Origin of the sequence: Bacteroides cellulolyticus, from assembly GCF_025567135.1 — a bacterium.
In the GTDB taxonomy this organism is placed as follows: Bacteria; Bacteroidota; Bacteroidia; order Bacteroidales; family Bacteroidaceae; genus Phocaeicola; species Phocaeicola cellulolyticus.
In genome coordinates this window covers 1-24,420 of record NZ_JAOQJJ010000005.1, presented here as the reverse complement: position 1 = coordinate 24,420, position 24,420 = coordinate 1, and the positions used below count along the sequence as shown (strand labels likewise).

Annotated in this window: 14 protein-coding genes; 3 read left to right on the top strand and 11 right to left on the bottom strand. The window is 38.3% G+C overall.

All coding sequences use genetic code 11. The annotated features are described in order from the left end of the window. Positions 1–226: 226 nt before the first annotated feature. The 5 genes from OCV82_RS06890 to OCV82_RS06870 form a co-directional block, all read right to left on the bottom strand. Complete coding sequence (locus tag OCV82_RS06890; protein ID WP_154043724.1) at positions 227–1,903, bottom strand: glycoside hydrolase family 43 protein; 1,677 nt, start codon at positions 1,901–1,903, stop codon at positions 227–229. A 25-nt stretch (positions 1,904–1,928) separates the two neighbouring features. Further along, complete coding sequence (locus OCV82_RS06885) at positions 1,929–3,149, bottom strand: DUF4861 domain-containing protein (protein ID WP_154043723.1); 1,221 nt, start codon at positions 3,147–3,149, stop codon at positions 1,929–1,931. 126 nt (positions 3,150–3,275) lie between these two features. After that, positions 3,276–4,844, bottom strand: a complete 1,569-nt coding sequence (locus tag OCV82_RS06880) for a glycoside hydrolase family 28 protein (RefSeq protein WP_154043722.1) — start codon at positions 4,842–4,844, stop codon at positions 3,276–3,278. 88 nt (positions 4,845–4,932) lie between these two features. Further along, a complete protein-coding gene (locus OCV82_RS06875) occupies positions 4,933–6,384 on the bottom strand; it encodes a pectate lyase (protein ID WP_394802651.1) in 1,452 nt (483 codons plus the stop codon). 33 nt (positions 6,385–6,417) lie between these two features. Next, positions 6,418–7,887 carry a pectate lyase family protein gene (locus OCV82_RS06870; RefSeq protein ID WP_317258401.1) on the bottom strand — a complete coding sequence of 490 codons (1,470 nt, stop codon included), beginning with the start codon at positions 7,885–7,887 and terminating at the stop codon, positions 6,418–6,420. Between the two features lie 468 nt (positions 7,888–8,355). Between OCV82_RS06870 and OCV82_RS06865 the strand changes: the two genes are divergently transcribed. The 3 genes from OCV82_RS06865 to OCV82_RS06855 are packed head-to-tail and all read left to right on the top strand — an operon-like array spanning position 8,356 to position 14,985. Continuing rightward, positions 8,356–11,574, top strand: coding sequence for a SusC/RagA family TonB-linked outer membrane protein (locus OCV82_RS06865; RefSeq protein WP_154043720.1), 3,219 nt, complete (start codon positions 8,356–8,358; stop codon positions 11,572–11,574). 18 nt (positions 11,575–11,592) lie between these two features. Next, a complete protein-coding gene (locus tag OCV82_RS06860; RefSeq protein WP_154043719.1) occupies positions 11,593–13,374 on the top strand; it encodes a RagB/SusD family nutrient uptake outer membrane protein in 1,782 nt (593 codons plus the stop codon). A 33-nt stretch (positions 13,375–13,407) separates the two neighbouring features. Further along, positions 13,408–14,985, top strand: a complete 1,578-nt coding sequence (locus OCV82_RS06855) for a fibronectin type III domain-containing protein (RefSeq protein ID WP_154043718.1) — start codon at positions 13,408–13,410, stop codon at positions 14,983–14,985. A gap of 701 nt (positions 14,986–15,686) precedes the next feature. Here OCV82_RS06855 and OCV82_RS06850 read toward each other — a convergent pair. The 6 genes from OCV82_RS06850 to OCV82_RS06825 all read right to left on the bottom strand — a co-directional run bounded on the left by OCV82_RS06850 (position 15,687) and on the right by OCV82_RS06825 (position 24,328). Then, positions 15,687–18,026 (bottom strand): glycoside hydrolase family 3 N-terminal domain-containing protein, encoded by a 2,340-nt coding sequence (locus OCV82_RS06850; RefSeq protein WP_154043717.1) that lies wholly within the window; start codon positions 18,024–18,026, stop codon positions 15,687–15,689. Positions 18,027–18,066: 40 nt separating this feature from the next. Then, positions 18,067–19,263 (bottom strand): AGE family epimerase/isomerase, encoded by a 1,197-nt coding sequence (locus tag OCV82_RS06845; protein ID WP_154043716.1) that lies wholly within the window; start codon positions 19,261–19,263, stop codon positions 18,067–18,069. Between the two features lie 3 nt (positions 19,264–19,266). Further along, positions 19,267–20,646 (bottom strand): MFS transporter, encoded by a 1,380-nt coding sequence (locus OCV82_RS06840; RefSeq protein WP_154043715.1) that lies wholly within the window; start codon positions 20,644–20,646, stop codon positions 19,267–19,269. 21 nt (positions 20,647–20,667) lie between these two features. Next, on the bottom strand, positions 20,668–21,840 hold the full coding sequence (locus OCV82_RS06835; protein WP_154043714.1) for a glycoside hydrolase family 130 protein: 1,173 nt from the start codon (positions 21,838–21,840) through the stop codon (positions 20,668–20,670). Between the two features lie 17 nt (positions 21,841–21,857). Further along, positions 21,858–22,955 carry a glycoside hydrolase family 26 protein gene (locus OCV82_RS06830; RefSeq protein ID WP_154043713.1) on the bottom strand — a complete coding sequence of 366 codons (1,098 nt, stop codon included), beginning with the start codon at positions 22,953–22,955 and terminating at the stop codon, positions 21,858–21,860. A 92-nt stretch (positions 22,956–23,047) separates the two neighbouring features. Next, positions 23,048–24,328 (bottom strand): acetylxylan esterase, encoded by a 1,281-nt coding sequence (locus OCV82_RS06825; protein ID WP_154043712.1) that lies wholly within the window; start codon positions 24,326–24,328, stop codon positions 23,048–23,050. Positions 24,329–24,420 lie beyond the last annotated feature (92 nt).

Genomic DNA, 24,420 nt, shown 5'->3' with positions numbered 1-24,420 from the left:
GTTTATTCATATCCGCAAAATTATCCATATAACACTAATATCATGTGTAATAATCGTTATTTCTCATGTAATTTTTGTTACTTTCATATTCTTCTGCCACTATATGCCATAATGCTGATATATGTATATAAAGAAACAGAGATGTATCTATAAAAAATACACCTCTGCCATAAAATAAACCAATCTTAATCAGAGTCCCATCTGTAAGACATGGAACTCAACCTTTCTATTTTGTAATTTTGAACCAGTCAACATCAGTCCATCCGCCATCATTTGTGACAATAGCAGGACGTGTACAGAACATGCCGACTTTGACACCTATCCACTTACCTTCCTTTGCCTGGAAACTATTGCCCAGTTTCTTATATTTTTTTCCGTCCAGGCTATAACTGAAATCACACATCACGACAAGATCATGTCCGCCTTCACTCTTGGCAATTTTCTTATCATCGCAACTGAATTTAACACGAAGATATACCGTGCTGTCAGACAGGGCAACTGTAGCGTTTTTAGTTTCAGGTGTACCCTTATCGGCTCTCTTACATTCAACCTGCGAAAGTTCCAGTCCTTTTTCAGTATTTTCAATAATCAAACCTGAATAATCAAATCCCATTACAATCAAACCTGTACGTTCTCCCTTATATTTAGCAGAAGGAGTGAACGTCATTTTCATTGTAGCTGTAAAATTCTTTGCAGGAGTTTTCTGAAGCAACAGATTTGCTACATCCCACAAGTTTTTATAATTATCTACCACAGGATAAGAATACAAACGTACAATACTCTTGTCGCCTGCATAATAAGCCCACTTTTCGTTTATATTCGCATGCCATTGCCATTGTGGCGAAAGGGTAAATCCGTCAAAATCGTCACTTTCCTGTGGAGTACATATCGGATAAGTTTTTCCTACATTCGGCTTCTTATAAGTAGAAACAGGCTCACCACATCCGTCTCCATCCTTATCTGTTCCTATAACAGGCCAACCATCCTTCCATGTCATTGGCTGCAAATGAACAAGACGACCGTATGCACCGACATCCTGGAAATGAAGGAACCAGTCTTCACCTGTCTGCGTATCAACCCACGCTCCCTGATGAGGTCCGTTCACTTCTGTATCTCCTTGAGCCAACACTGTTCTCCATTCATATGGTCCATATACGTTCTTCGAACGCAGGACCACCTGCCAACCAGTTGGAACTCCTCCTGCCGGATGGAAGATATAATAATATCCGTTTTTCTTGTAAAACTTAGGTCCCTCACAAGTTTCATGTGCTTCATGACCATCGAATATGATACGTGACTGAGTAATAGCCTTATCAGCCTCAGCATTGAGTTCGCACACAGCAATCACACTTTTCAGTCCGGCACGACTTCCGGCATAAGCATGCACCATATACACCTTACCATCTTCATCCCACAACGGACAAGTATCAATTATTCCTTTACCAGCCTTAACCAAAACAGGTTCAGACCATGGTCCTTTCGGATCTTTTGCCTTAACCATAAAAGCTCCCTGATCAGGGTCTCCCCAAAAGATATAAAATTCTCCATTATGATGACGTATGCTAGGAGCCCATACACGATTACCATGTTCCGGCCTTTCAGGCATCTGTACAGGAGCCAGTTCGTATGGCACTGCCGCTCCTATTATAGTCCAATTGACCAGATCCTTGGAATGAAGAATTTGAAGTCCAGGCAAACAATTGAAGCTGGAAGATGTCATATAATAATCATCGCCTACTCTACAAGCGTCAGGATCGGAATAATCTGCATACAATACCGGATTCTTATACTTTCCGTTTCCTAAATCAGATACCCACACCTGAGAAACATATTCAGTGTTTTGTGCAATAACAGGCATGACAGACAAAGCAACCATGCCGATAACAGTCTTTAAAATGCTCATGGCATTAAATCTATATATCAAAAAGTTAATAAATTATTTTCACTTCTACAGGATTCTCAAGTTCCTTTTTCCATTCATTCATATATCCGAACCATGAATCAGGAGTTTCAAAGCCGAATTTTTCCTTTCTGGAAGTAAACATTGTATAATATCTGAAAGATGTTTCACCTGCTGCTGATATAGTATAAAGGAAGTTATCCTTATCGCTCACCTCCTGCTTTACATACTTCCTTGGAATAAAAGTAGCAATACCAACTGTTTCCTTTGCATACTTCACCGTATCGGTCACAGGCCAGTGTCGCCCCCAACTGCCAACAAGTCCTTTATGGTCTGAATAAGAGACAGTTTCTGTTCCCATTATATTCTGAACTCCTGTACAAAATATTTCTTTCTGCAAAGGACTGTCGAAATACGTATCAACTATCAGATCCCTGTGTCCGGCATACAAAGTATATCTGTTTGTCATATTCAGCAATGAGCCTTGATACTCCCATCCTTCCACTTTTACTTCTGCAATGACACGAACCGGCCCTTTAGCAAGAATTCGTTCAGTCCTAAAAGCAACAGGCTCAATATGAATAGCCTTCTCTCCATTCCATCCTTTCAAAGCTCCTACTCCACAGCTGTTCCCTACCATAAGAACATCATCACCAAACCCCTTTGCCAGCTGTTCATCATTAGGATAGAACTTGCTTTCTTCAAGTTCCAGTCCCTTGTCAAACTTTCCATACGGATCGACAGTCTGTTTCGCATTGAAATAAATACGATATCCCACAAGCTCAGACTCGAACATCGGTCCATGACCATGAATCATATTATAGAAATTAACGTCACCCGGAACCGTCACAGAACGTATCTCGGCATGTTTTCCTTTCTTTGTATCACGTGCAAGCATCGTAGCAAATACACGTTGAGGATACTGTCTGACCATTCTTTCGCTATTCAGTTCGATTTCTATACGTTTTGTTCCGTTTGCCGGCATATCTACCACAAATGCCAGTTCATCCGGGACAAAATCAGTATCCATATCATCCAATTGCGAAGGAATCTCCTTCATACTATCCATAACCTTAGCTGAACGGACTGTGAAACCCGCACGTAAGTCATCAATCTTCACACATACAGGGACATCCTTCAGATCCTTATCCAATCCGTTTTTCAACTCCAAGGAAACAGTTTTTACAGATTGTCCCATAAGAGAAGCACTACAAAATGCCATAAGGAAAAGACATAACTTTGTTTTCATAATAAATACGACATTTAAAAATATTGCTCTTTGCACCCGAATTTAAGCAATAAGAACGCAAAGAGCAAATTATAAAACCACATTATTATAAATATCCCGAAAACACAAACAACAGTTTATTAATTTTCAATTATGGAACTCTTCACCATTAACCTTGACATTCTTGGCAAATCTAACCTTCAACACTTCGCCTTCTGTCTCTACGTTTGCATTATCTATAGTTACATTCTCAGCCTGGCTGATTACAATACCGGCTTTGGCATTAGTAATCTGCACATCCTTTATGTCGATATTTCTAATAGGCATTTCAGGAAGTCCGTTAAAGAACATTGCACGTCCTACTCCATTGGCTGTTATACCTGAAATGTAGATATCGCGGAAAGCAGGAGTTTCTTCTGTCACAGGAGGTATTGCTGTCTTCATGCGGGCTATCAATTCTTCTTCTGTCTCCTCACCAGCGCCTTTACCACCGTAGAATAGATCAAACAGCAATGCTTCATGAGGTATATCTATCATATTGATATTGTGGATATGAATATTCTCCACTACACCGCCACGACCTCTGGTACTCTTGAAGCGTAAACCGACATCTGTACCAAGGAAAGTACAGTCCGAAACATATATATTCTTTACTCCGCCAGACATTTCACTTCCCACTACGAAACCACCATGTCCGTGAAGAACAACATTATTCTTAACAATAACATTCTGACATGGTTCGCCACGTTTACGTCCATCCTCGTCTTTTCCTGATTTTATACATATCGCATCATCACCGGCATCAAAAACATTGTTGATAATCAATGCATAATTACATGATTCCAGATCGAGAGCATCACCATTCTGAGAATACCACGGATTGAACACCTTGACATCCTTTATAGTGATATGTTCGCATGAAAGCGGATGCAGACACCAGCTTGGAGAATTCTTGAAAGTCACACCCTCAAGAAGGACCTTCTTGCTTTTTACTATGTTAAGCAATACAGGACGTAGCCAAGGACGAATTTCATTCCATTCTTCATCTGTTTCAATACCTTCAGGATTATTAAATTCCTTGCATGCCTTTGCACCTTTCAAAGAACCTGCAGTAGGATACCAGACATCATTCTCAACCACTCCACCTGATGCAAGCAACGATTTCCATTGTGATGCAGTCATTTTGCCTTTCTTTACAGGACGCCAACTGTCGCCGGAGCCATCGAATACCCCGTATCCTGTTATAGCTATATTCTCAGCATTCCATGCAGATATAGGCGACTGACAACGACGTGTTTCCAATCCTTCGAATGATGTTTCAAGTATAGGATAAGCATTGAAATCATCAGTAAACAATATCAATGAATTCTGTTCTGTATAAAGATTTACATTACTCTTAAGCTCGATAGGACCTGTCAACCATAAGCCGGCAGGTATAACAACCTTACCACCACCTTTAGAATTAACGTCCTTAATGGCATTGTTTATCGCCTCTGTATTCAGTGTCTTACCATCGGCAACAGCTCCAAAGTCAGTAATATTTACAGAATATTCCGGGAAAACCGGCTGTTCCACCTGTTGCATTTCAAAAGGCAAACCTTCGTAAACGCCTTCGTCAATGACACTCTCCAATTTTTGCATTTCGTTTTTTTGTGCACATGCGACAGGCAATAAAGCCATAGCAAACACGAAAAGGTTTTTAAGCGTTGTTTTCATTCCTGATAATTAGTTTAAGTTTATCGCAAAATTAGGCTATAACCGACACTTTTTTGTGTATTAATTGATAATATATGTGTACTTTTAGTTATAATCCGGGAAATAAATGTTCTACCAGTCCATTAATATATAATTCCAGATTAGTATATGAAGAATCAAGACTGTATATAGCCCCATCTTTCGGATCATTAGGATTCAATCCGTTCTTTTTCTCCCATTCGTCTGGAATACCGTCTCCGTCCGAATCTACAGGAGCTGTAGTCTGCCTGTATTCTCCCCAACCTCCCACATCTGACGGTTGGTCAATCATTCCGTTAGTACTGCCATGAGAACCTTCAAACGTATAAGTACCCTCTTTAGCTTCCCTTACTATACGTTCATCATGAGAGTCACGACGTAAAGATGCTCCGGCATATTTTAGGACAGAAACAAAAGCGTCACTGGCTGACTGCAAAGAACTATGTTCTGCAATCACGAAAGGACTCATGGCCAATACCTCACCTGCAGGAGCAAAATCATTCTTGATTATCAGTCCTAAAGAATTATCCTTATTTACAAGCTTTATATCCTTACGCTGTTTATCGGATAACTTAGGACATGTAGGGTCAATGTAATTACCCTTGAAAAAGAATACACCATGAACACCTTTCACATTATTATTCTTTCCATCATCGGCATACGCCGTAAACAAACGTTTGTATGATGGTTTTGTAGCTGTGAATGGCCCCGGTTTATAATAATTGTTTATAAAATTATACGAACCTCCCTCGCCGGCATACGCTCCGTCACTACCATAATTATAAATCACATTATTAAACAGTTCCACTTTCTCCTCGTCAGGTTTTCCCGTGTAGCGGCTACCGCAAAGTCGAGGAGTACGGTTAGTATGATGGGCTAGAAGATTATGGTGGAAAGAAGCTCCTTGTCCTCCCCAGATTCCACCATAGCCGTGAGCGCCTTTTTCATGAATTGAGTTTGCCAGACTTTCACTTATGATACACCACTGCAAAGTGAAATTGCTGTTATTATAGAACGTAGCACACTCATCGGTACTCCAACTTGCAGAACAATGGTCTATTATTATATTCTTGTGATACTTGAATCCATTCATGGCATCGTCGCCTTTCTGAACGATATCAGCTCCCATACGTGAACGTATAAATCTCACTATCACATTGTCGGCCTGAATTCCGAAAGTATAGTTTTTCAAACATATACCATCACCTGGAGCAGTCTGGCCTGCTATAGTCACATCACCGTTTGAGATTTTCAGCGGGCTCTTCAACTCAATTATACCGCTCACAGCAAAGACAATAGTACGTGGTCCTTTTTTATTGACCGCCCAACGTAATGTTCCTTCAGAACCGTCATCCTCCAATGATGTAACAGTGTAAACTGTACCGCCGGCACCACCTGTCGTATATTTACCGGCACCGTCAGCACCGGGGAAAGCCGGAATCTTTGTCCTGTCAGGAGTCGGATAAGAATTTGCCATCAATACAGACAGAGTCATCATATTAAGACAAAGCAAACCAAACATACCTTTAAAAATGTCTCTCCAAATCATAATTTGCTATTTTTGTATTAAATATAAATCTTCTACAATACTATTATAATATACCTCAAGGTTAGTATATTCTTTACTTAAGTTATATTTTGAACTATCGTCCTTATTTTTATCAAGTCCATGTTCTTCCTCCCAGGAATCAGGCATCCCGTCTTTGTCGGAATCTTCCAGAGCTGTTCCTCCGTCATAAACAGGCCATCCTCCCACATCTTCCGCACTGTCTATTATTCCGTTAGTACTACCGTTGCTGCCATTGGCTGTAAAGTTGCCTTTTAATACATTATCCACAATTCTATCATCAACAGCGTCACGTTTTAAAGAAGCGCCCGAAAGCAACAACACACTATTATATGCATCCTGAGCCAATTGAGTCATCTCACTTACATCTGAGGATATCTCGAATTCATTTTCAGACTGAATCTCAGACTTGTCATTATTAGGCAATGGCACATCCGCGGTAGTCTTTGGCTGCAATCCTTCCCAGTTATCTGAATTCACCTTTCCAATCAATGTCTTCATTTCGCCTGTCATATACGGACATGTATCATCGAAGAAATTACCTTTCAGGCAGAACTTACCCCACACTCCTTTCTTGTTTTTCTGTGTGCCGTCATCTCCGTTAGGCTGGAAGATTCTGTTGACCAGACTCTTTTTGGTAGAAGTAGAAGGTCCCGGTTTATAATAGTTGTTTATGAAATTATAATAGCCACCTTCTCCCGCGTATCCTCCATTAGTGGGTCCCCAGTTATAGAATACATTATTCCTTACGTCCACCATCTCGTTTTCAGGGTCTCCTGTAAAACGGCTTCCACACAATCTAGGAGTACGGCTGCTATGATGAGCAATCAGGTTATGATGGAATGTCGCCCGGTTTCCTCCCCATATACCTCCATATCCATGAGCTCCCTTATCATGCAAGGACCGTGCAAGGCTTTCACTTACTATACACCACTGCATGGTAAAATCAGAGTTGTCGTAGAATGACGAGCATTCATCCGTACTCCAGCTCATCGAGCAATGGTCTATTATTATATTACTATGCCCCTTACCCCACATTGCATCAGCTCCATCGGCCTCATCGGCTGTCAGTTTATCAGCCCCCATACGGCATCTAATAAATCTTATTATCACATTATCAGTCTTTATAGAAACCGGATGTCCTTTCAGGCATATACCGTCGCCCGGTGCTGTCTGTCCTGCGATAGTAAGATTTCCATTTCTGATTGCCAGTTCACTTTCCATCTCGATAATACCACCTACAGCAAATACTATGGTACGGCTACCTGACTGATTTACAGCCCAACGCAACGTTCCCTGCGAGCCATCATCTTTCAAGGAATTCACAATCAACACTTTTCCACCGGCACCACCGACAGTATAAGCACCGGCTCCGTATGCGCCAGGAAATGATTTTATTTTTGTTCTGTCGGGTGTCTGATAATCGGGCAATTCCCCATTTAATTCATCTTCATTCATATTGAGATCTTTATCTGTCGTTTTTCCACATGAAGATGAAATAATTCCCAACCCACAAAAACAAAAAAAGTAACATAAAAATCGTCTTTTCATAATATTATCTTAAAAAATCAATTGCACAACAAATTTAGGAATTCAACATTTCTATATACTGCATTTTTTGACTTTAATATTTGAAAAATTGGTTTATATCAACTTTCTTCTAAATTTATAATTATGTAATATTACCACAACTTTAATCCTAACTAATTATAAAACTCCAATTTTTAGAAAAACAATTCCACAGCAAAATCCTATATCTGGAAATTTTCTTTTTTACATAGGCATTAAAGTAAAATATTTCATCTCAAATGTAAAAAAACAGTTTTTCTACTACCTAATATCAATTCTTACACATATCTTAAATCTATAAAGTCTAAATTTGCGAATGGAAATTTTATTAAACATATAACTTTAATTCAAATAAAAATGTCTAAGAAAATGAAAACCACTCGCGTTAGCCTACTAACACTTCTAGTAGCAATGATATCGCTAAGCGTATCAGCGCAAAACTTTTCAGTAAAGGGTGTTGTGAAAGACAAAAATGGAGAAACAATTATCGGTGCTTCAGTCGTTGAAAAAGGGAACTCCACTAATGGTACCATTACCGACATTGACGGCAACTATAGTTTAGTTGTCTCACAAAATTCAACAATCGTATTTTCATATGTTGGAATGAAAACACTTGAGGAGAAAGTTAACGGCAGAAGCCGCGTAGATGTCGTTATGACTGACGACACACAGGCCCTAGAAGAGGTCGTTGTAATCGGATATGGTGCTGTTAAACGTAAAGACTTAACTGGATCTGTAGCAACTGTAAGTTCAGAGGCTTTAACAGCAGTTCCAGTAGCTTCAGCTACTGAAGCCCTAACAGGTAAAATGGCTGGTGTACAAATCACAACTACAGAAGGTTCTCCTGATGCAGAAATGAAAATCCGTGTTCGTGGTGGAGGTTCTATCACAGGCGACAATTCACCTCTTCTTATTGTAGATGGTTTCCCGGTAGAATCAATATCAGACATTCCTGCCAGCGACATTGAAGATATCACCGTACTGAAAGATGCCTCATCTACTGCTATCTATGGTTCACGAGGAGCAAATGGTGTAATATTGGTAACTACAAAATCAGGAAAGGAAGGGAAAGTAAACGTTAGCTACAATGCCTATTATAGTGTCAAGAAAATTGCAAAGACATTGGATGTACTCTCACCTGCCGACTATGCAAAATGGCAATACGAACAGGCTCTTTTAAGAGGTGACAGCTATGTTGACAATTATGAAAATTATTTTGGTTCATATTCTGATATTGATCTATACAATAATATTCCATATAATGATTGGCAAGATTTGACTTTTGGACGTACCGGTACTACATTCAATCACAACTTGAGCATTACCGGAGGTAGTGAAAAGATAAAGTATGCATTCAGCTATAGCCACATGAACGATAAAGCTATCATGGAAGGTTCTACTTTTAAACGAGACAATTTAAGTCTGAAACTGAATACCAAACCTGTTAAAAATGTATCTCTTGATTTCTCTGTACGCTATTCAAGTACAAATATAGGCGGAGGTGGTGCCAATGATGTATCAAGTACATACGATTCAGACAAGAGACTGAAATATTCTGTTATTTACACTCCGATACCTTTGGAAAACCTTGATTCATCAGCAGGTAGCGGTGATGATGATTTAGGAAACTTGTATCATCCTCTTACTGCTATTTCTGACAATGACAGAAATCAAGAAAGAAAGACACTGAACATGTCAGGAAGTTTCACATGGGAAATTTTCAAGAATTTTAAGTTCAGAACAGAATTCGGATACGATGATTATCGTAATGAGGACCAACGTTTCTACGGTCTCACTACATATTATATCAAGAATGTGCCATCAGCAGAAAATCAGGGAAAACCGGCTATTCAGTTAGCAACAACAAATCGTAATAAGTTCCGTAATACAAATACCATAAATTATGATTTCTCAAAACTTATAGGTAATGATGATCATAATCTTACAGCTATGGTTGGTCACGAATGGATTATAACTGAGTCAAATGTTCTTACAAACGTTGTACATGGATTCCCCGAAACATTCTCATCAGAAGATGCATGGAAACTGACTTCTATGGGTACTCCGTACTCTATTGATAACTTCTACAATCCTGATGATAAACTTTTATCATATTTTGGACGTATCAATTATGACTACCAGAGCAAATATCTTTTAAGTGCAACATTCCGTGCCGATGGTTCATCTAAATTCGCTGCAGGCAACGAATGGGGATATTTCCCTTCAGCAGCAGTTGCATGGCGTATCTCATCTGAGAGTTTCATGGAGCGTACCAAGAACTGGTTAGACGATTTAAAGTTACGTTTTAGTTATGGTACTGCAGGTAACAACAACATTCCTTCAGGACAAATGGTTCAGACATATAGCAACTCAGCTACATCATGGATTAACGGTTTCACAAACTATTGGGCTCCATCAAAAACTATGGCCAACTCGGATCTGAAATGGGAAACTACTGTCACACGAAATCTTGGTTTAGATTTCACATTGCTTGGAGGTAAACTGAACGGTACATTAGAAGCATATCTGAATACAACCAAAGACCTTCTCATACAGTTTCCTGTAGGCGGTACCGGTTATGACAACCAATACAGAAACATGGGTAAAACAGAGAACAAGGGTCTTGAAGCAACTATCAATTGGGTTATAGTTGACAAGAAGAACTGGGGTATCAGCTTAAATGCAAATATTGGATTCAACAAAAATACTATTCTTGACCTAGGAATGATGAACGATTTCGGAGCCGAAACCTACTGGGCTTCATCCGAAATAGGTAATGACTTCTGGATTTCCAAGGGTGGTTCTGTAGGAGAAATGTACGGTTACCGATCTGACGGAAGATATGAGACAACAGATTTCATCGGCTATGATGCTACCACTGATACATGGTTATTAAGAGACGGTGTAGTTGACTGCTCTGCTGTTGTAGGTAAGATAAGACCGGGGTCAATGAAACTGAAAAATATCGACGGTAGTGAAGATAATAAAGTTACAACTGATGACCGTGAAATAATAGGGAATGCCAATCCTTTGCATACTGGTGGTTTTGGTATTAACGCTCGTTTATATGGTTTTGACCTGTCAGCAAACTTCAACTGGAGTTACGGTAACGATGTATACAATGCCAACAAAATAGAATTTACCCAAACTAGTAAATATCAATACAGAAACATGACATCTGAGATGGCAGACGGAAAGCGTTGGACAAACCTGAGACCTGATGGTACTCTTAGCCACGATCTTGAAGAACTTGCAGCTATGAATGCCAATACAACTATGTGGTCTCCACTGACAGACAGAATGGTATTTAGTGATTGGGCAGTAGAAGATGGATCATTCTTACGTCTAAATACACTTACATTAGGTTATACATTACCTAAGTCATTATTGAACAAAGTAAAAATACAGAACTTGCGTTTTTATGTTACAGGTTATAATGTATTCTGTCTGACAAGCTATTCAGGATATGACCCGGAAGTTTCAACAATCCGCAAAACAAATCTAACACCGGGAGTTGATTATTCCGCTTATCCAAAAAGCCGTCAATTTGTTGTTGGTGTTAATTTAAACTTTTAACCATAAAAATATAAAAAGATGAAACGTTATATATACATATCATTATTTTCAGTTTCTTTGATGGGATTGGTGTCATCATGTGATCTTGAAGCACCTTCAAAATCATCAATGGACTCTTCTGTCATATTTTCAACACCTTCATTAGCCGAAGGTGCAGTAATGGGTATTCATCAGTCATTCGGTGAGACAAATTCATATAGAGGACGCTACTTGCCATATTATGGAATAAACTCAGACGTAGAATGGATAAATGGTATGGATCCGACAAAAATGCCGGATGCAGGTAAATACGATTTGTGTACATACGCCAGTACAGCTACCAATACACAAATGAATACCACAAATAATGCTTACGCAAAGTTCTACGAAGGAATTGAAAGAGCAAATCAGGCAATTGTAGGACTAAAAACATACGGAGATGTAGAGAATAATTCGACTATGGCACAGTTGCTTGGAGAAGCATTAACTCTGCGTGCTGTATTATACCTTGATTTGGTAAAAGGTTGGGGTGATGTACCTGCGCGTTTTGAGCCTATAACTACAGAAACAATGTACGTTGGACGTTCTGACAGAGATATTATTTACAAGCAATTGCTTAGCGACCTTGAAGAAGCCAGCACACTGGTAGCATGGCCTAACGAAACCTCAGTTACAAAATCTGTTGAACGTGTAAATAAAGCATTTACAAAAGGACTTCGCGCACGTGTTGCCCTATATGCCGGTGGATACAGTCAAAGAGCTGATGGTATTCGCCTAAGTAATGATCCGGAATTATCTCGCGAGGCGATGTATACAATAGCACGCGATGAATGTCTGGACGTAATAGCGCATTGTCCGGAACTATCAAAACTTGCATTCAAGGATAATTTCCTTAGATTATGCCAGGATGATGTTACTGCAGGAGCAGAATCATTGTGGGAAATTCCTTTCTCAGACGGTAGAGGTCGTGTTCTATATACATTTGGTGTAAAGCATAATGCAAAAGACCAGTATACACAACAGAATAATGGAGGTGTAAATGGTCCACTACCATACCTATTCTACGACTATGATGTAGAAGATATACGAAGAGACATTACATGCGTGCCATACGACTGGTCAAAAGAATTGGTTAACGGACGTTCTAAACAGGAATTACGAAGTCTGGATAACTGGTGTTTCGGGAAATTACGCTATGAATGGATGAAGCGTATAGTAACATCTACAAATGACGATGGTGTGAACTGGCAATACATGCGTTTGGCAGATGTATACCTTATGGCTGCTGAAGCAATCAATGAGCTTAGCACACCTGCAGAAGCCGCACAATATTTGAAACCTATTCTTGATCGCGCATTACCGGCAGACAAAGTAACGGCATATATGGCAACAGCTACAGCAAGCAAAGATGCTTTCTTCAATGCGATAGTCGATCAAAGAGCATTTGAATTTGCAGGTGAATGTTTAAGAAAAGCAGACCTTATAAGATGGAATCTCCTAAAGACAAAACTTGATGAAGCAAAAGATAAAATGAAAAAGCTTGCCAGAAGAGAAGCACCATACAATGACCTGCCTGAAAAATTATACTTCGAGACTGCAGAGGATGGCGAAACTCTTATTATATACGGACTTAATCATGGTGACACAGACGAAGAAGGTGAGGCTTTAGGATATGAAAGCAATACCACATGGATTTCAACAGAAAAATTGGAAGACACACTCATAGAATCATTATATACCCAGAATCCAGATGAGAACCAGGTATGGCCAATATGGCAAACATTTATAGATAGCAGTAATGGTATGTTGACCAATGAATAATCATTGAAAAAACACTAAGTAAAAATATAGATTATGAAGAATTGTTTTAAATACAAATATATGTTAGGGCTATCACTATTAGCCCTAACCACAGCATGTGAAGATCAGAGTACTGAAATCACAAACATTAATTATGACAGACTCTTCGCACCTATTAAGCTGGAAGCACGTGTTAAAGACAGAACCAATGTAGAATTATCATGGAATCTCACCAAAGGAGCCAGCTCATATAATATAGAGCTGTTTGCCAATGACAGTCTTACATTTGCGGGTTCACCCGTACTTACATTTAGCGGAATAACAGAAGAGGAAATACCATACACTATAAAAGGGCTTGAAGGTGAGACTCAATATTCTGCAAGAGTACAGTCTGTAAATGAAACAGAATCTGAAGCCTCAAAATGGAGCGGAGTATTCTTTGAAACCGATACAGAACAAATACTTTCTGCTGTAACAGAAGAAGATTTGACATTCAATTCAGTTGTATTACGTTGGACTCCTGGAGAAGAAGCAACAGAAATCATATTAGAACCGGCCGATGTTGAACCTCATACAGTAACAGCAGAGGAAATTGCTGTCGGTATAGCCACAATAACCGGACTAAAAGCAGAAACTGAATACACAGCAAAACTGATGAACGGAGAAAAGACAAGAGGAACACAAAAGTTCAAGACTCTTATTGACCTAGGTGGTGCAATAGAAGTTAAACCTGAGTCAGACTTTATATCAATGATAGAAGCTGCCAATGATGGCGATGCATTCGCTTTACATCCGGGAACATATACCATAACTGGAGAAGAAGGAAAGGTCGGAAGTCTGAAAATTAATAAGAATATTGAAATCAAGGCAGTACGTCCTAGCGATCGTCCTATCATCAACGGTTGCATACAATTGTTGGATGGCGCTTCTTTATCTATGTCACAAATTATACTTGACGGTACAAACACAGACGGTAGCCAGGCATTTGATTTCAAGACAGCGACAGAATATGGTAAGTTTATTCTTGACGACTGCGAGATCAGAAACTATACTAAAGGTTTCTATTATGTCAATGTCGCAGCAAACATTTCAGAGATTACAATCAACAACTGTCTTATACATAATATTGAATGCAGTGGAGGTGATTTGTTTGATAGTAGAAAGGGATATATTGCCAAACTAAACATCACTAACTCTACAATATGGAACAGTTGCAAAGCACGCGATTTCATACGTTATGATGATGCTTCTGGTAGCTTTGCCGGTGCAGCTCCTATTATAACAATAGATCACTGTACTATTGACGGCGTTTCCAATGATGCAAGTAGAAGATTGCTATATGTTCGTTTCAAAAACAATACAATTTCAATAACAAATAACATTATATCAAATATGCCGACATGCGGAAGAGGTTTCTCTGATCAGAGTAATACTGCTGTTCCTACATTTGAAAACAATAATTACTTCAATACTATAAATCTTACCTCAAAGTCTGGTGAATCAACTGCCAAATTCTTCGATGAAAGAGGTACAACGTTAGATCCTAATTATAAAGATACAACTAACGGTGACTTTACTTTAGGTAATGAAGATTTAATCTACAACAAAGTCGGAGATCCAAGATGGTATTAATCTATAATTAATTCAATAGAAGATTAGATTATTACCCTCTATTAAAGAGACGGGGCTGTTTCAAAACAAATTGAGACAGCCCCTCTTTATACATTCATTTTACTACAAAAATTCTTTATATTTATTACAGTATGTTTCAATCGTTTCCTGTGTAATATCTAAATTATTACATATACAGAGTCAAACAATTCTTATTTGATTATCAAAATCTGTTTTTTAATATTAACCTCACCAATACTAAGACTTACAAAATTTTCCGTTACAATAGGCCCCTAATATATAGCAAGATGTAATACCACACATATATAATACGAAGTATTTACCATTACAACAAAGTTTATAATAATTCATAAGGTATAATAAATACTATCCATCTTATGTATAAAATAATACTAAAATCGACCTATAAACATTACCTTAAATTCCTATAACAATCTTCCATAAAATAGAAAAAGGGTTATGTCAAAGTTTATTTTAAGACATTTACATTTCAATTATATATTTATACAAACCCTTCTAGATAAATTAAGATTATATATTATCTAAAGCTAGAGCATTGTAATTAAGTCCTAAATAAATCATTAGCCCACAAAAAAACTTACCCAAGATTACATCAAAGATTGTAAACTTGGGTAAGATTCAGATTCTTTTATTTATAAAAATACTAGAATTAAGACTATTATTTATAACATCAACTTAATTCAACGATTAGGAGTGTCCCATATTTTTGTTTTAGTACAACTGATATCTATACGTTGATCACCACACTTAATTATAAAGTTTCCTTTCTCAAGACGCCATTTTCCATCATATCCTACAAAAGCAAGATCACTTCCTTTCAACTTTAAAGTAACAGTCTTTGTTTCGCCAGGCGCCAATTCAATCTTATCAAAATTACGCAGACGAATATTGTCAGGAGTACTGCTTGCTACCAGGTCTTTTGAGTATAGAAGCACACTTTCCTTACCTGCTACACTTCCGGTATTAGTTACATCAACTGAAAATACCAGTTCATCCGAATCAATAAATTCTGTTTTATTAACCTTTAGATTGCTGTATTGGAAAGTTGTATAACTCAAGCCATATCCAAAAGTCCACTGAACGTCCATAACAGCATCATAGTTATAATTACCTCCCATCTGACCCATGTTTTCACAAGGTTTGTAATCATATGTAGCCAAAGAATTGATAAAACGTGGATAAGTAAAAGGCATCTTACCGCTAAAGTTTGCATCACCTGACAATAAATTAGCCAAAGCATCCCCGCCATAATTTCCTGGCAACATAACGTTCACTACAGCATCAGCCAAAGGCTCTATATCATTTATAATTCTCGGTCTTCCCTGATTCAATACAAGTATTACCGGTTTACCTGTAGCGGCCAATTCCTTGACCAGATTACGCTGATTAACAGATAATGTTAAATCGCTCATATTTCCAGGAGTCTCGCAATATGAATTTTCACCGATACAAGCAATAATAACATCAGCACCTGCCGCAGCTTTTACAGCTTTTTCTATCTCAGGGGTATTCTCTTCCCACCAGTTATCATTCTTATATGAAGCATAAGTAACACCAGGCTCATAAACTATATTATCTTTACCGAATTCATTACATAAAGCTTCATATATTGTATTATAAGCACCGGCAAATTCATCCGCACGGTGTCCCTGCCAACTATACGACCATCCGCCATTCAGACAACGCATTGAATTGGCATTAGGACCTGCAAGCAAAATCTTTGTACCCTTCTTCAAAGGTAAAATATTACCTTCGTTTTTAAGAAGGACTTCAGATTCTTCAGCGGCACGAAGGGCTTCAGAAGCAAACTCTTCTGACCCGAACTTATCATATTTCTTGATATCCCAATATGGATTTTCAAACAATCCCAGACGATATTTCAATCTTAACACTCTGGCCACAGCATCATCAATTCTACTCATAGGTACTTCTCCCTCTTGCACCAGTTCCTTGAGATAATCACAGAAACTCACTTCATATGGAACCATTGACATATCAATTCCGGCATTGATAGCTATCTTTACAGCCTCTTTTTTCGTTTCTGCTATGTGATCACGAGTGCAAAGATTATTAATATCAGCCCAGTCTGTAACTATCATACCATCCCAATTCAGATCTTCTTTCAACCACTCTGTCAATAATTCCTTATTTGCATGAAAAGGTATTCCGTTGTCAACACCGGAATTGACCATTACAGATAATGCACCTGCCTTAACAGCCGCGAGGAAAGGAGCAAAATGCTTTTCACGCATATCAGTACGGGATATAGAAGAAGGAGTTCTGTCTTTTCCGGAGACCGGAACACCATAACCCATATAATGTTTCATACATGCTGCTACATTATATTCACCAATATGATTCGGATCTTCTCCCTGAAAGCCTTTCACTGCCTCAACGCCCATTTCCGCATTCAGATAACAATCCTCACCATAATTTTCCCACATTCGTGGCCAACGAGGATCACGACCTAAATCCACAACAGGAGCATATGTCCATGGAATACATCCTGCCTTTGTTTCATAAGCAGAGATTTCAGCTCCACGACGTACAAGAGTACGATTGAATGTAGCTCCCATGTTTACCCCCTGAGGAAACAATGTTCCATCCAAAGTATATGTTGTTCCATGAATCTGATCGACACCATAAATACATGGTATTCCTATTTCTTTCATGGATTTTTCCTGAATCTGTCTGATGGCAGACGCCCATACTTCTTTCTTTTGAGCGACACTGAGAGGGACATTCAATATAGAGCCCACCTTATATTTGCCTATCACGGTATCCAACATAGCTTCACTCAGCTTGAATCCGTTCTTGCTACCGGGAAAATCAGTAACCACATCCACTGTAATTTCACACATCTGACCGATTTTCTCCTCCAAAGTCATTTTCTTCAACCATCTTTGGATATTTGCTTCAATCTCAGGATCAGAAGGTATTGCAGGAGCAACCTGCGCATCTACCGCCAAACTACCTAAACATACCAATGAAGCCATAGCTATATTTTTAATGTTATTCATAATTTTCATTATATTGATAAGACCTTTTATATAATAAAATTCAACTGAAGCGTTCCAATATTTCCATACACATACGCCCGTTGTGATATGGACATTTCCAGAAACCAGCTTTGTCGTCTTTAATATTCACTTCGTGGTTAGCATATACACTCCAGTGCCATTCACCATTCTGTCCGTCAATAATGAATGTCTTTATAAAATTCCAGCACTTCACAGCCTTTTCAAGCGCCTGTCTGTCTCCAAAATACTGGTACAGATTCATATGTCCCACTACATTCTCAGCCTGTACCCACCAATGCAGTTCTCTATCAACTTTTTCTTTATCTATAAAATTTTCATAAATCATACTTCCGTCAGGATTCAATCCATCGTCAGCAGCCTTAGCTATCTTAACAATAGCAGGTTCCACCTTTTTCAATATATCCTCATCACCTAACACAAGCGCAGCCTCATGAATAAGCCATGAAGCTTCAATATCATGTCCATAAGAAACAATATGATATTTATTTGTCCAGTCATCTTCAAAGAAAAGGTTCAAGTGATAAGTATCTTTATCAAGAATCTTTTCTAAGAATATATCAATCAGATTACTTATCTGCTTCTTCAATCTTTCATCCTTCCATACACGATACAGATTTGTGTATGGTTCAAGAATATGCAAATGAGTGTTCATTGTTTTTCTTTCATTCTCATCCTTATCACTTAGGCGCATATCCTCTATAGGTTGCCATTCACGAGTCAAAGCCTCAACATATCCATTTCTTTCAGAGTCGAAACTATATTTCTCAATCACATCAAACAAACGCTTTGCATAATCTAAAGCTTCCGCATCTCCTGTTGCACGAGAATACTCGCTAAGACCATATATAGCAAAACCTATTGCATAAATCTGTTTTTTAGTATCTACAGGATTTCCAAGATAATCAAGTTCCCAATAAATACCTCCAAATTCCTTGTCATAAAAATGATTTATGATGTAATCCTTCGCACGGGTCGCTGTATCAAGATATTCTTTTTTAGCCAACAAGCGATAAGCAGCAGAAAAAGTCCACAAGATACGCGCATTCAAGATTGCTCCTTTAGAGGCAGACTTATACAACTCATTTTCACCTGAAATACGTCCGTAAAATCCGCCATTCTCACAGTCTTCCATTCTTGTCATCCAGAATGGAAGTATATTATTTTCAAGTTCAGCTTTAACCTCAGAACTTAGTTGTTTCACCATTTCGTTAGACATAATTTATTTACGTTTTAAATTCAATTGTTCCATTACATTTTTCATCTTCTGTTCGCCCAAAGGATAAAAACAAACAAATATAACCGAGATGAATGCCGCTGCCGCAGGAAGCAGACTTAAAAACATTTTTATACCATTAATTGTCTCAGCACTTTGCTCAGCATTAGCCTGAAAGCCGAAGAAAGACAACAACCAGCCTGTTACTGCGGTACCTATAGCCCATCCGAATTTCTGGCTCATAGACGAAGCACTAAAAATCAATCCTGTAGCACGATTTCCAGTCTTCAACTCCGAGAAATCTGCACAATCTGCATACATTGACCACAATAAAGGGAATATACTTCCTGCACAAATACTAATAAGACACTGGAATATGAATATCAACGACAAATCATCCTTATCGAACCAAAAGAAAATAACACTAAGTACAGATGCCACAAGCATTGACAATGCAAATGTATTCTTTTTGCCTATTTTATTACTTAAAGGAGCGGCTAAAACAACACCTATAATATTCGCTATCTGCCCAACAGAAAGATAAAGTCCGCTCAATACAAACGAAACACCCATTAAAGAAATTGTATTATGTTCTTCTTCCAACACGAAATATTTAAAATAGTAAACTGCCGCTCCGTCACGTATAGAATTAAATACAAGTGTCGCCACACCTGCTCCGAATAAAATCCACCATGGCTTGTTATGAAACAAATCCCTGATATCATCCTTAAGCGAAGTTTTCTTTTCATTAATAGGCTTTACCCGTTCTTTAGTCCATGCAAAACATCCCAAGAACAAAAGTATGCACATCACAGCAATAACTACGACAGCCATGAACCATCCAAACTGCTGATCAGACAAATCCTTACTATTACCGCTAAATAAATTAACCATTGGCATGAACAGTAATAATGCTATAAAACTACCTATATAGGCAAACATCATTCTATAGGTGGAAAGAGTATTTCGTTCTTTAGGATCAGGACTCATTACTCCTAACAATGATGCATAAGGGACATTAATACCCGAATAAACCATCATCATCAGCGAGTATGTGATATATGCATATACCAACTTACCTGCGTTACCAAACGGAGGTGTATAAAAAGTAAGTACTCCTATCAACCCAAACGGAACTGCAAGATATAGCAGATATGGTCTGAATTTTCCCCACTTGCTTGAAGTACGATCAGCTACTACACCTACTATAGGATCAAAAACCGAGTCCCATATACGCGTTACCAAAAACATCGTACCGACCATTGCAGCCGGCAATCCGAATATATCAGTGTAGAATATCATCAAATAAGCTCCAAACAGTTTCCAGAACATGGACGATGCCATATCGCCAAAACCATAGCCAATCTTTTCCGTGAGTTTTATCATAGCAGTACTTACTCCTTCTTTTTATTTTATTAATTTCAAATTTTTATCTATAAGTTTTTTCAAGGTTTCTACAGAGGCTGTAGTAGTCAGACCATCCTGTGGAGTATTCATACAGTAATCCACAAGCTTGTCAATAGTAGAAACGGCCACATGCATACGTGTATCCGAAGATGCATAATAAATAAATACCTTACCATCCTCATCAGCTATCCATCCATTAGTGAAAAGCACATTTGATACATCACCGATTCTTTCCTCTCCTTCCGGTGCCATAAAATAACCTCCAGGAGATGCAATCAGCTTACTAGGATCTTCCAATGAAGTCATATACATATAAAGTACGTAACGCAATCCTGCAGCACAACCACGAACGCCATGAGCCAAATGCAACCATCCTTTAGGAGTCTTGATAGGATGAGGTCCCTCACCGTTCTTAACTTCCTTAATAGTATGATAATAGCGCTGGTCGATAATTTTCTCCTCCTTAATTTCAGCATTAGTAATATCATCAACCAAAGCCCAACCTATTCCGCCACCACTTCCGGCATCAATAAATCCGTCTTGAGGACGAGTATAGAATGCATATTTACCATCTACGAACTCAGGATGAAGGACAACATTTCTCTGCTGGCTCTTTGATTTCAAATCAGGCAGACGTTCCCAATTTTTCAAGTCTTTTGTACGTGCAATTGCCGCTGTGGCAGTAGCAGACGAAAGATCTCCAGCAGGAGCACTATCATCATGACGTTCTGCACAGAATATACCATAAATCCATCCATCCTCATGTGCTGTCAGACGCATATCATATATGTTAGTAGCCGGAATTACATCGTCAGGCATAGTAATAGGATAATCCCAAAAACGGAAATTATCAACTCCGTTAGGACTTTCGGCAACCGCAAAAAAAGATTTACGGTCGGCACCTTCTACGCGTACAACCAGAAGATACTTTCCGTTCCATTTTATCGCGCCAGAATTCATTGTAGCATTCATTCCAATGCGTTCCATCAGATACGGATTTGTCTTTTCGTCCAAATCATAACGCCAGAACACAGGAGTATGAGCTGCGGTAACCACAGGATATTTGTAGCGAGTATAAACTCCATTCGATGTTTCAATAGGTTCATTCTTACGAGTAATCAACTCTTCATGCTGTTCAAACAGTTTTTTTACATTTTCGTCAAATTGGTTCATTTCTATTTTAATTTAGTTTATTTTATAGTTTTCATATCACCTGCAAACAAAGTACGAGGATCATTATAGAAATTCACAAAATCTGGAACAGATTTATGTCCTGGGTAAGGAGCATAATAATGATTCTCCCTTTCTCTGGCATTTCTCCATACCAGAACATAGCTAATAGGATATTTCTCTATTGCCGGCATCAAGGTTTGAGTCCACCACAACGAATCAGGAATAGTCTCGTATCCTGTTTCAGTTACAGCCATCAGCTTATTATGCGCCTTGCTTACCTGCGACATTATAGTCAGTGAATTATCCAGACTCTTCAAATAGGCATCACGGTCAAACTGATAGGCATCAACACCAATCAAGTCAATGATATCATCACCCGGATAACGTTCAAGATACTCAGTTGAATCTTTAGGTTCTGTACCTGGAGAATACGCGTAAAGGAGCTGTGTAACACCTTTTTCCTGCATTCTGTCGTAAGTCATACGCCAAAGCGCTTTATAATCTTCTGTAGAGCACAAATTTTGTCCCCACCAAAACCAGCTGCCGGTATGTTCATGCCATGGGCGGAACAAGATAGGAACCTTGACACCATCAGATGTTTTTATAGAATTCATATAATCGGCAATCTTATCTAACCAACCTATAAATTTTTCATGATTAACACCGCCTGGCAATACAGATTTTACAACTGTTGAATCACTTACATCCCAAGAGTCTTTTCCTGTAAGCGGATTATCGACATGCCAACTGAAAGATGACATACCTCCTCTTTCATATTGTGCAATAACCTCTTTTCTTATTCTATCCAAAGGGACATTATCCAAAGTCTTGTCACCAAATATCTCCATACGTCCCAAATCAAAAGACATTATAGCAGGATAATCACCACACACACTTTTAACATCGCTTCTGTTTTCATCACCATCCCATCCAATTCCATATACCGGATCATCATGATGACCGAACATAAATTTCTTTTCTGCAGAAATATCTCTTAACTTGTCAAGCATTTCCTCTGCTTCAGGTGTTTTATTTACTGTTTCCTTTTCTATATCAGAACATGACATTACAGACAACGCCATAAGTATAACCGAAAAAAATTTAGATTTAGTCATAAACTTATTTTTATTACTCTTTCATTGCAAAAATAAAAAAACAACCACACGTTATATGATACTATTTTAACCATATTATATAGTTTCTTGAATTATTGTACCTCCAGCATCTTTAAAAGCCAGTTATTCCATTCATCATACTGTTCCTGATACCAGTAATGACCTGTCTGAAGATAAGTATGGACTTCTTTTGGAGCAGTTATTACGTTATACGCAGAATATACCGATGTAGGAGGACATACCACATCATTATAACCAAAACTGAACCAACCTGGAACTTTAAGCAGAGTCGCAAAATTCGCGGTATCATAATATCGGATATTCTTGATAAGTTCATCACTTGGATCACTATTATAATACAAATAATGAGGCCATCCTCCCGCACGTTTCTTCAAAAAAGCCGTATGGTCACAAAGAGCAGGATGAATTGCCGCATAAAACGTTATTCTTGAATCCAATGCAGCTCCAATTATAGAAAGTGCACCTCCCTGGCTTGCTCCTGTTATACCCAACTGTTCACGATTAAACTGTGGCAGACACTCGATAAAATCAATTGAGCGTATTACACCTGTTATAACACGGTTATAATAACAGTTATATCTGTCATGAGCATTGAAAGTCCAATAACCATTCAACGGTCCATTTTGTAAATCATCATACATTTTCTGTTCTTGAGTAACAGATACCCCATGTATTCCTATTTCCAGGACTATTGCTCCTTTTGAAGCTATATATGTATCTCCCTGATAAGGACGTACACCAGCGCCTGGCACTCTCAGCAAAGCCGGATATTTACCTTCCTTTACTGGCATAGTAAGAATACCATAAATGCGTGAGCCATAACGATTATTTTGGAAACTTACCTCATAAACATTTACAGTTTCCGTACACCTGTCAGGTAAAAGTTTCATCTTATAATCCAACGGAACTTCTCTGGCTTTGCTTATACATTCTGTCCAAAATGAAGTAAAATCTTTTGGCATTACAGTAACAGGCTTTAATTTCAAAGGTTCATACGCCGCATTTGCCAGTCCCTCATATTTACGTCCTTTTACCGTTGTACTAACCTTACACATGAAGAACCCCGGAGTATTCATCTTACCGGTAAGAGTTATTTTTCCATCTTTAAGTTTAACACCGGATTTCTTTTCTACAGGATACATTTCAGGTCCGAGTTCATAATCTATCACTACATCCGGAAGCAGATTATTTGCTTTAAGCACCCTAACTGTGAAGGTACACTTTTCCCCAAGTTGATAATTCCAGTCAGCATGATCAGGTGAAACCATCACATTTATTTCTTCCCCCCTAATTTGGGAAAAACATGAAATAGAATAAAATAATACTATTAAAAAGGATAATATATTTTTCATACGTAAATATTAAGCGTCCTACACATAAAGTAGGACAGGTTTATACTAAAATTGATATAAAACCGAGTATTTTGACAAAAGAAAGATTAGCA

Coding starts and splice junctions, on each gene's coding strand:
- OCV82_RS06860 (WP_154043719.1), top strand. CDS start 11,593: ATGAAACGTTATATATACATATCATTATTTTCAGTTTCTTTGATGGGA.
- OCV82_RS06865 (WP_154043720.1), top strand. CDS start 8,356: ATGTCTAAGAAAATGAAAACCACTCGCGTTAGCCTACTAACACTTCTA.
- OCV82_RS06840 (WP_154043715.1), bottom strand. CDS start 20,646: ATGATAAAACTCACGGAAAAGATTGGCTATGGTTTTGGCGATATGGCA.
- OCV82_RS06875 (WP_394802651.1), bottom strand. CDS start 6,384: ATGTTTGGTTTGCTTTGTCTTAATATGATGACTCTGTCTGTATTGATG.
- OCV82_RS06870 (WP_317258401.1), bottom strand. CDS start 7,887: ATGAATGAAGATGAATTAAATGGGGAATTGCCCGATTATCAGACACCC.
- OCV82_RS06825 (WP_154043712.1), bottom strand. CDS start 24,328: ATGAAAAATATATTATCCTTTTTAATAGTATTATTTTATTCTATTTCA.
- OCV82_RS06845 (WP_154043716.1), bottom strand. CDS start 19,263: ATGTCTAACGAAATGGTGAAACAACTAAGTTCTGAGGTTAAAGCTGAA.
- OCV82_RS06835 (WP_154043714.1), bottom strand. CDS start 21,840: ATGAACCAATTTGACGAAAATGTAAAAAAACTGTTTGAACAGCATGAA.
- OCV82_RS06890 (WP_154043724.1), bottom strand. CDS start 1,903: ATGAGCATTTTAAAGACTGTTATCGGCATGGTTGCTTTGTCTGTCATG.
- OCV82_RS06830 (WP_154043713.1), bottom strand. CDS start 22,955: ATGACTAAATCTAAATTTTTTTCGGTTATACTTATGGCGTTGTCTGTA.
- OCV82_RS06855 (WP_154043718.1), top strand. CDS start 13,408: ATGAAGAATTGTTTTAAATACAAATATATGTTAGGGCTATCACTATTA.
- OCV82_RS06885 (WP_154043723.1), bottom strand. CDS start 3,149: ATGAAAACAAAGTTATGTCTTTTCCTTATGGCATTTTGTAGTGCTTCT.
- OCV82_RS06880 (WP_154043722.1), bottom strand. CDS start 4,844: ATGAAAACAACGCTTAAAAACCTTTTCGTGTTTGCTATGGCTTTATTG.
- OCV82_RS06850 (WP_154043717.1), bottom strand. CDS start 18,026: ATGAATAACATTAAAAATATAGCTATGGCTTCATTGGTATGTTTAGGT.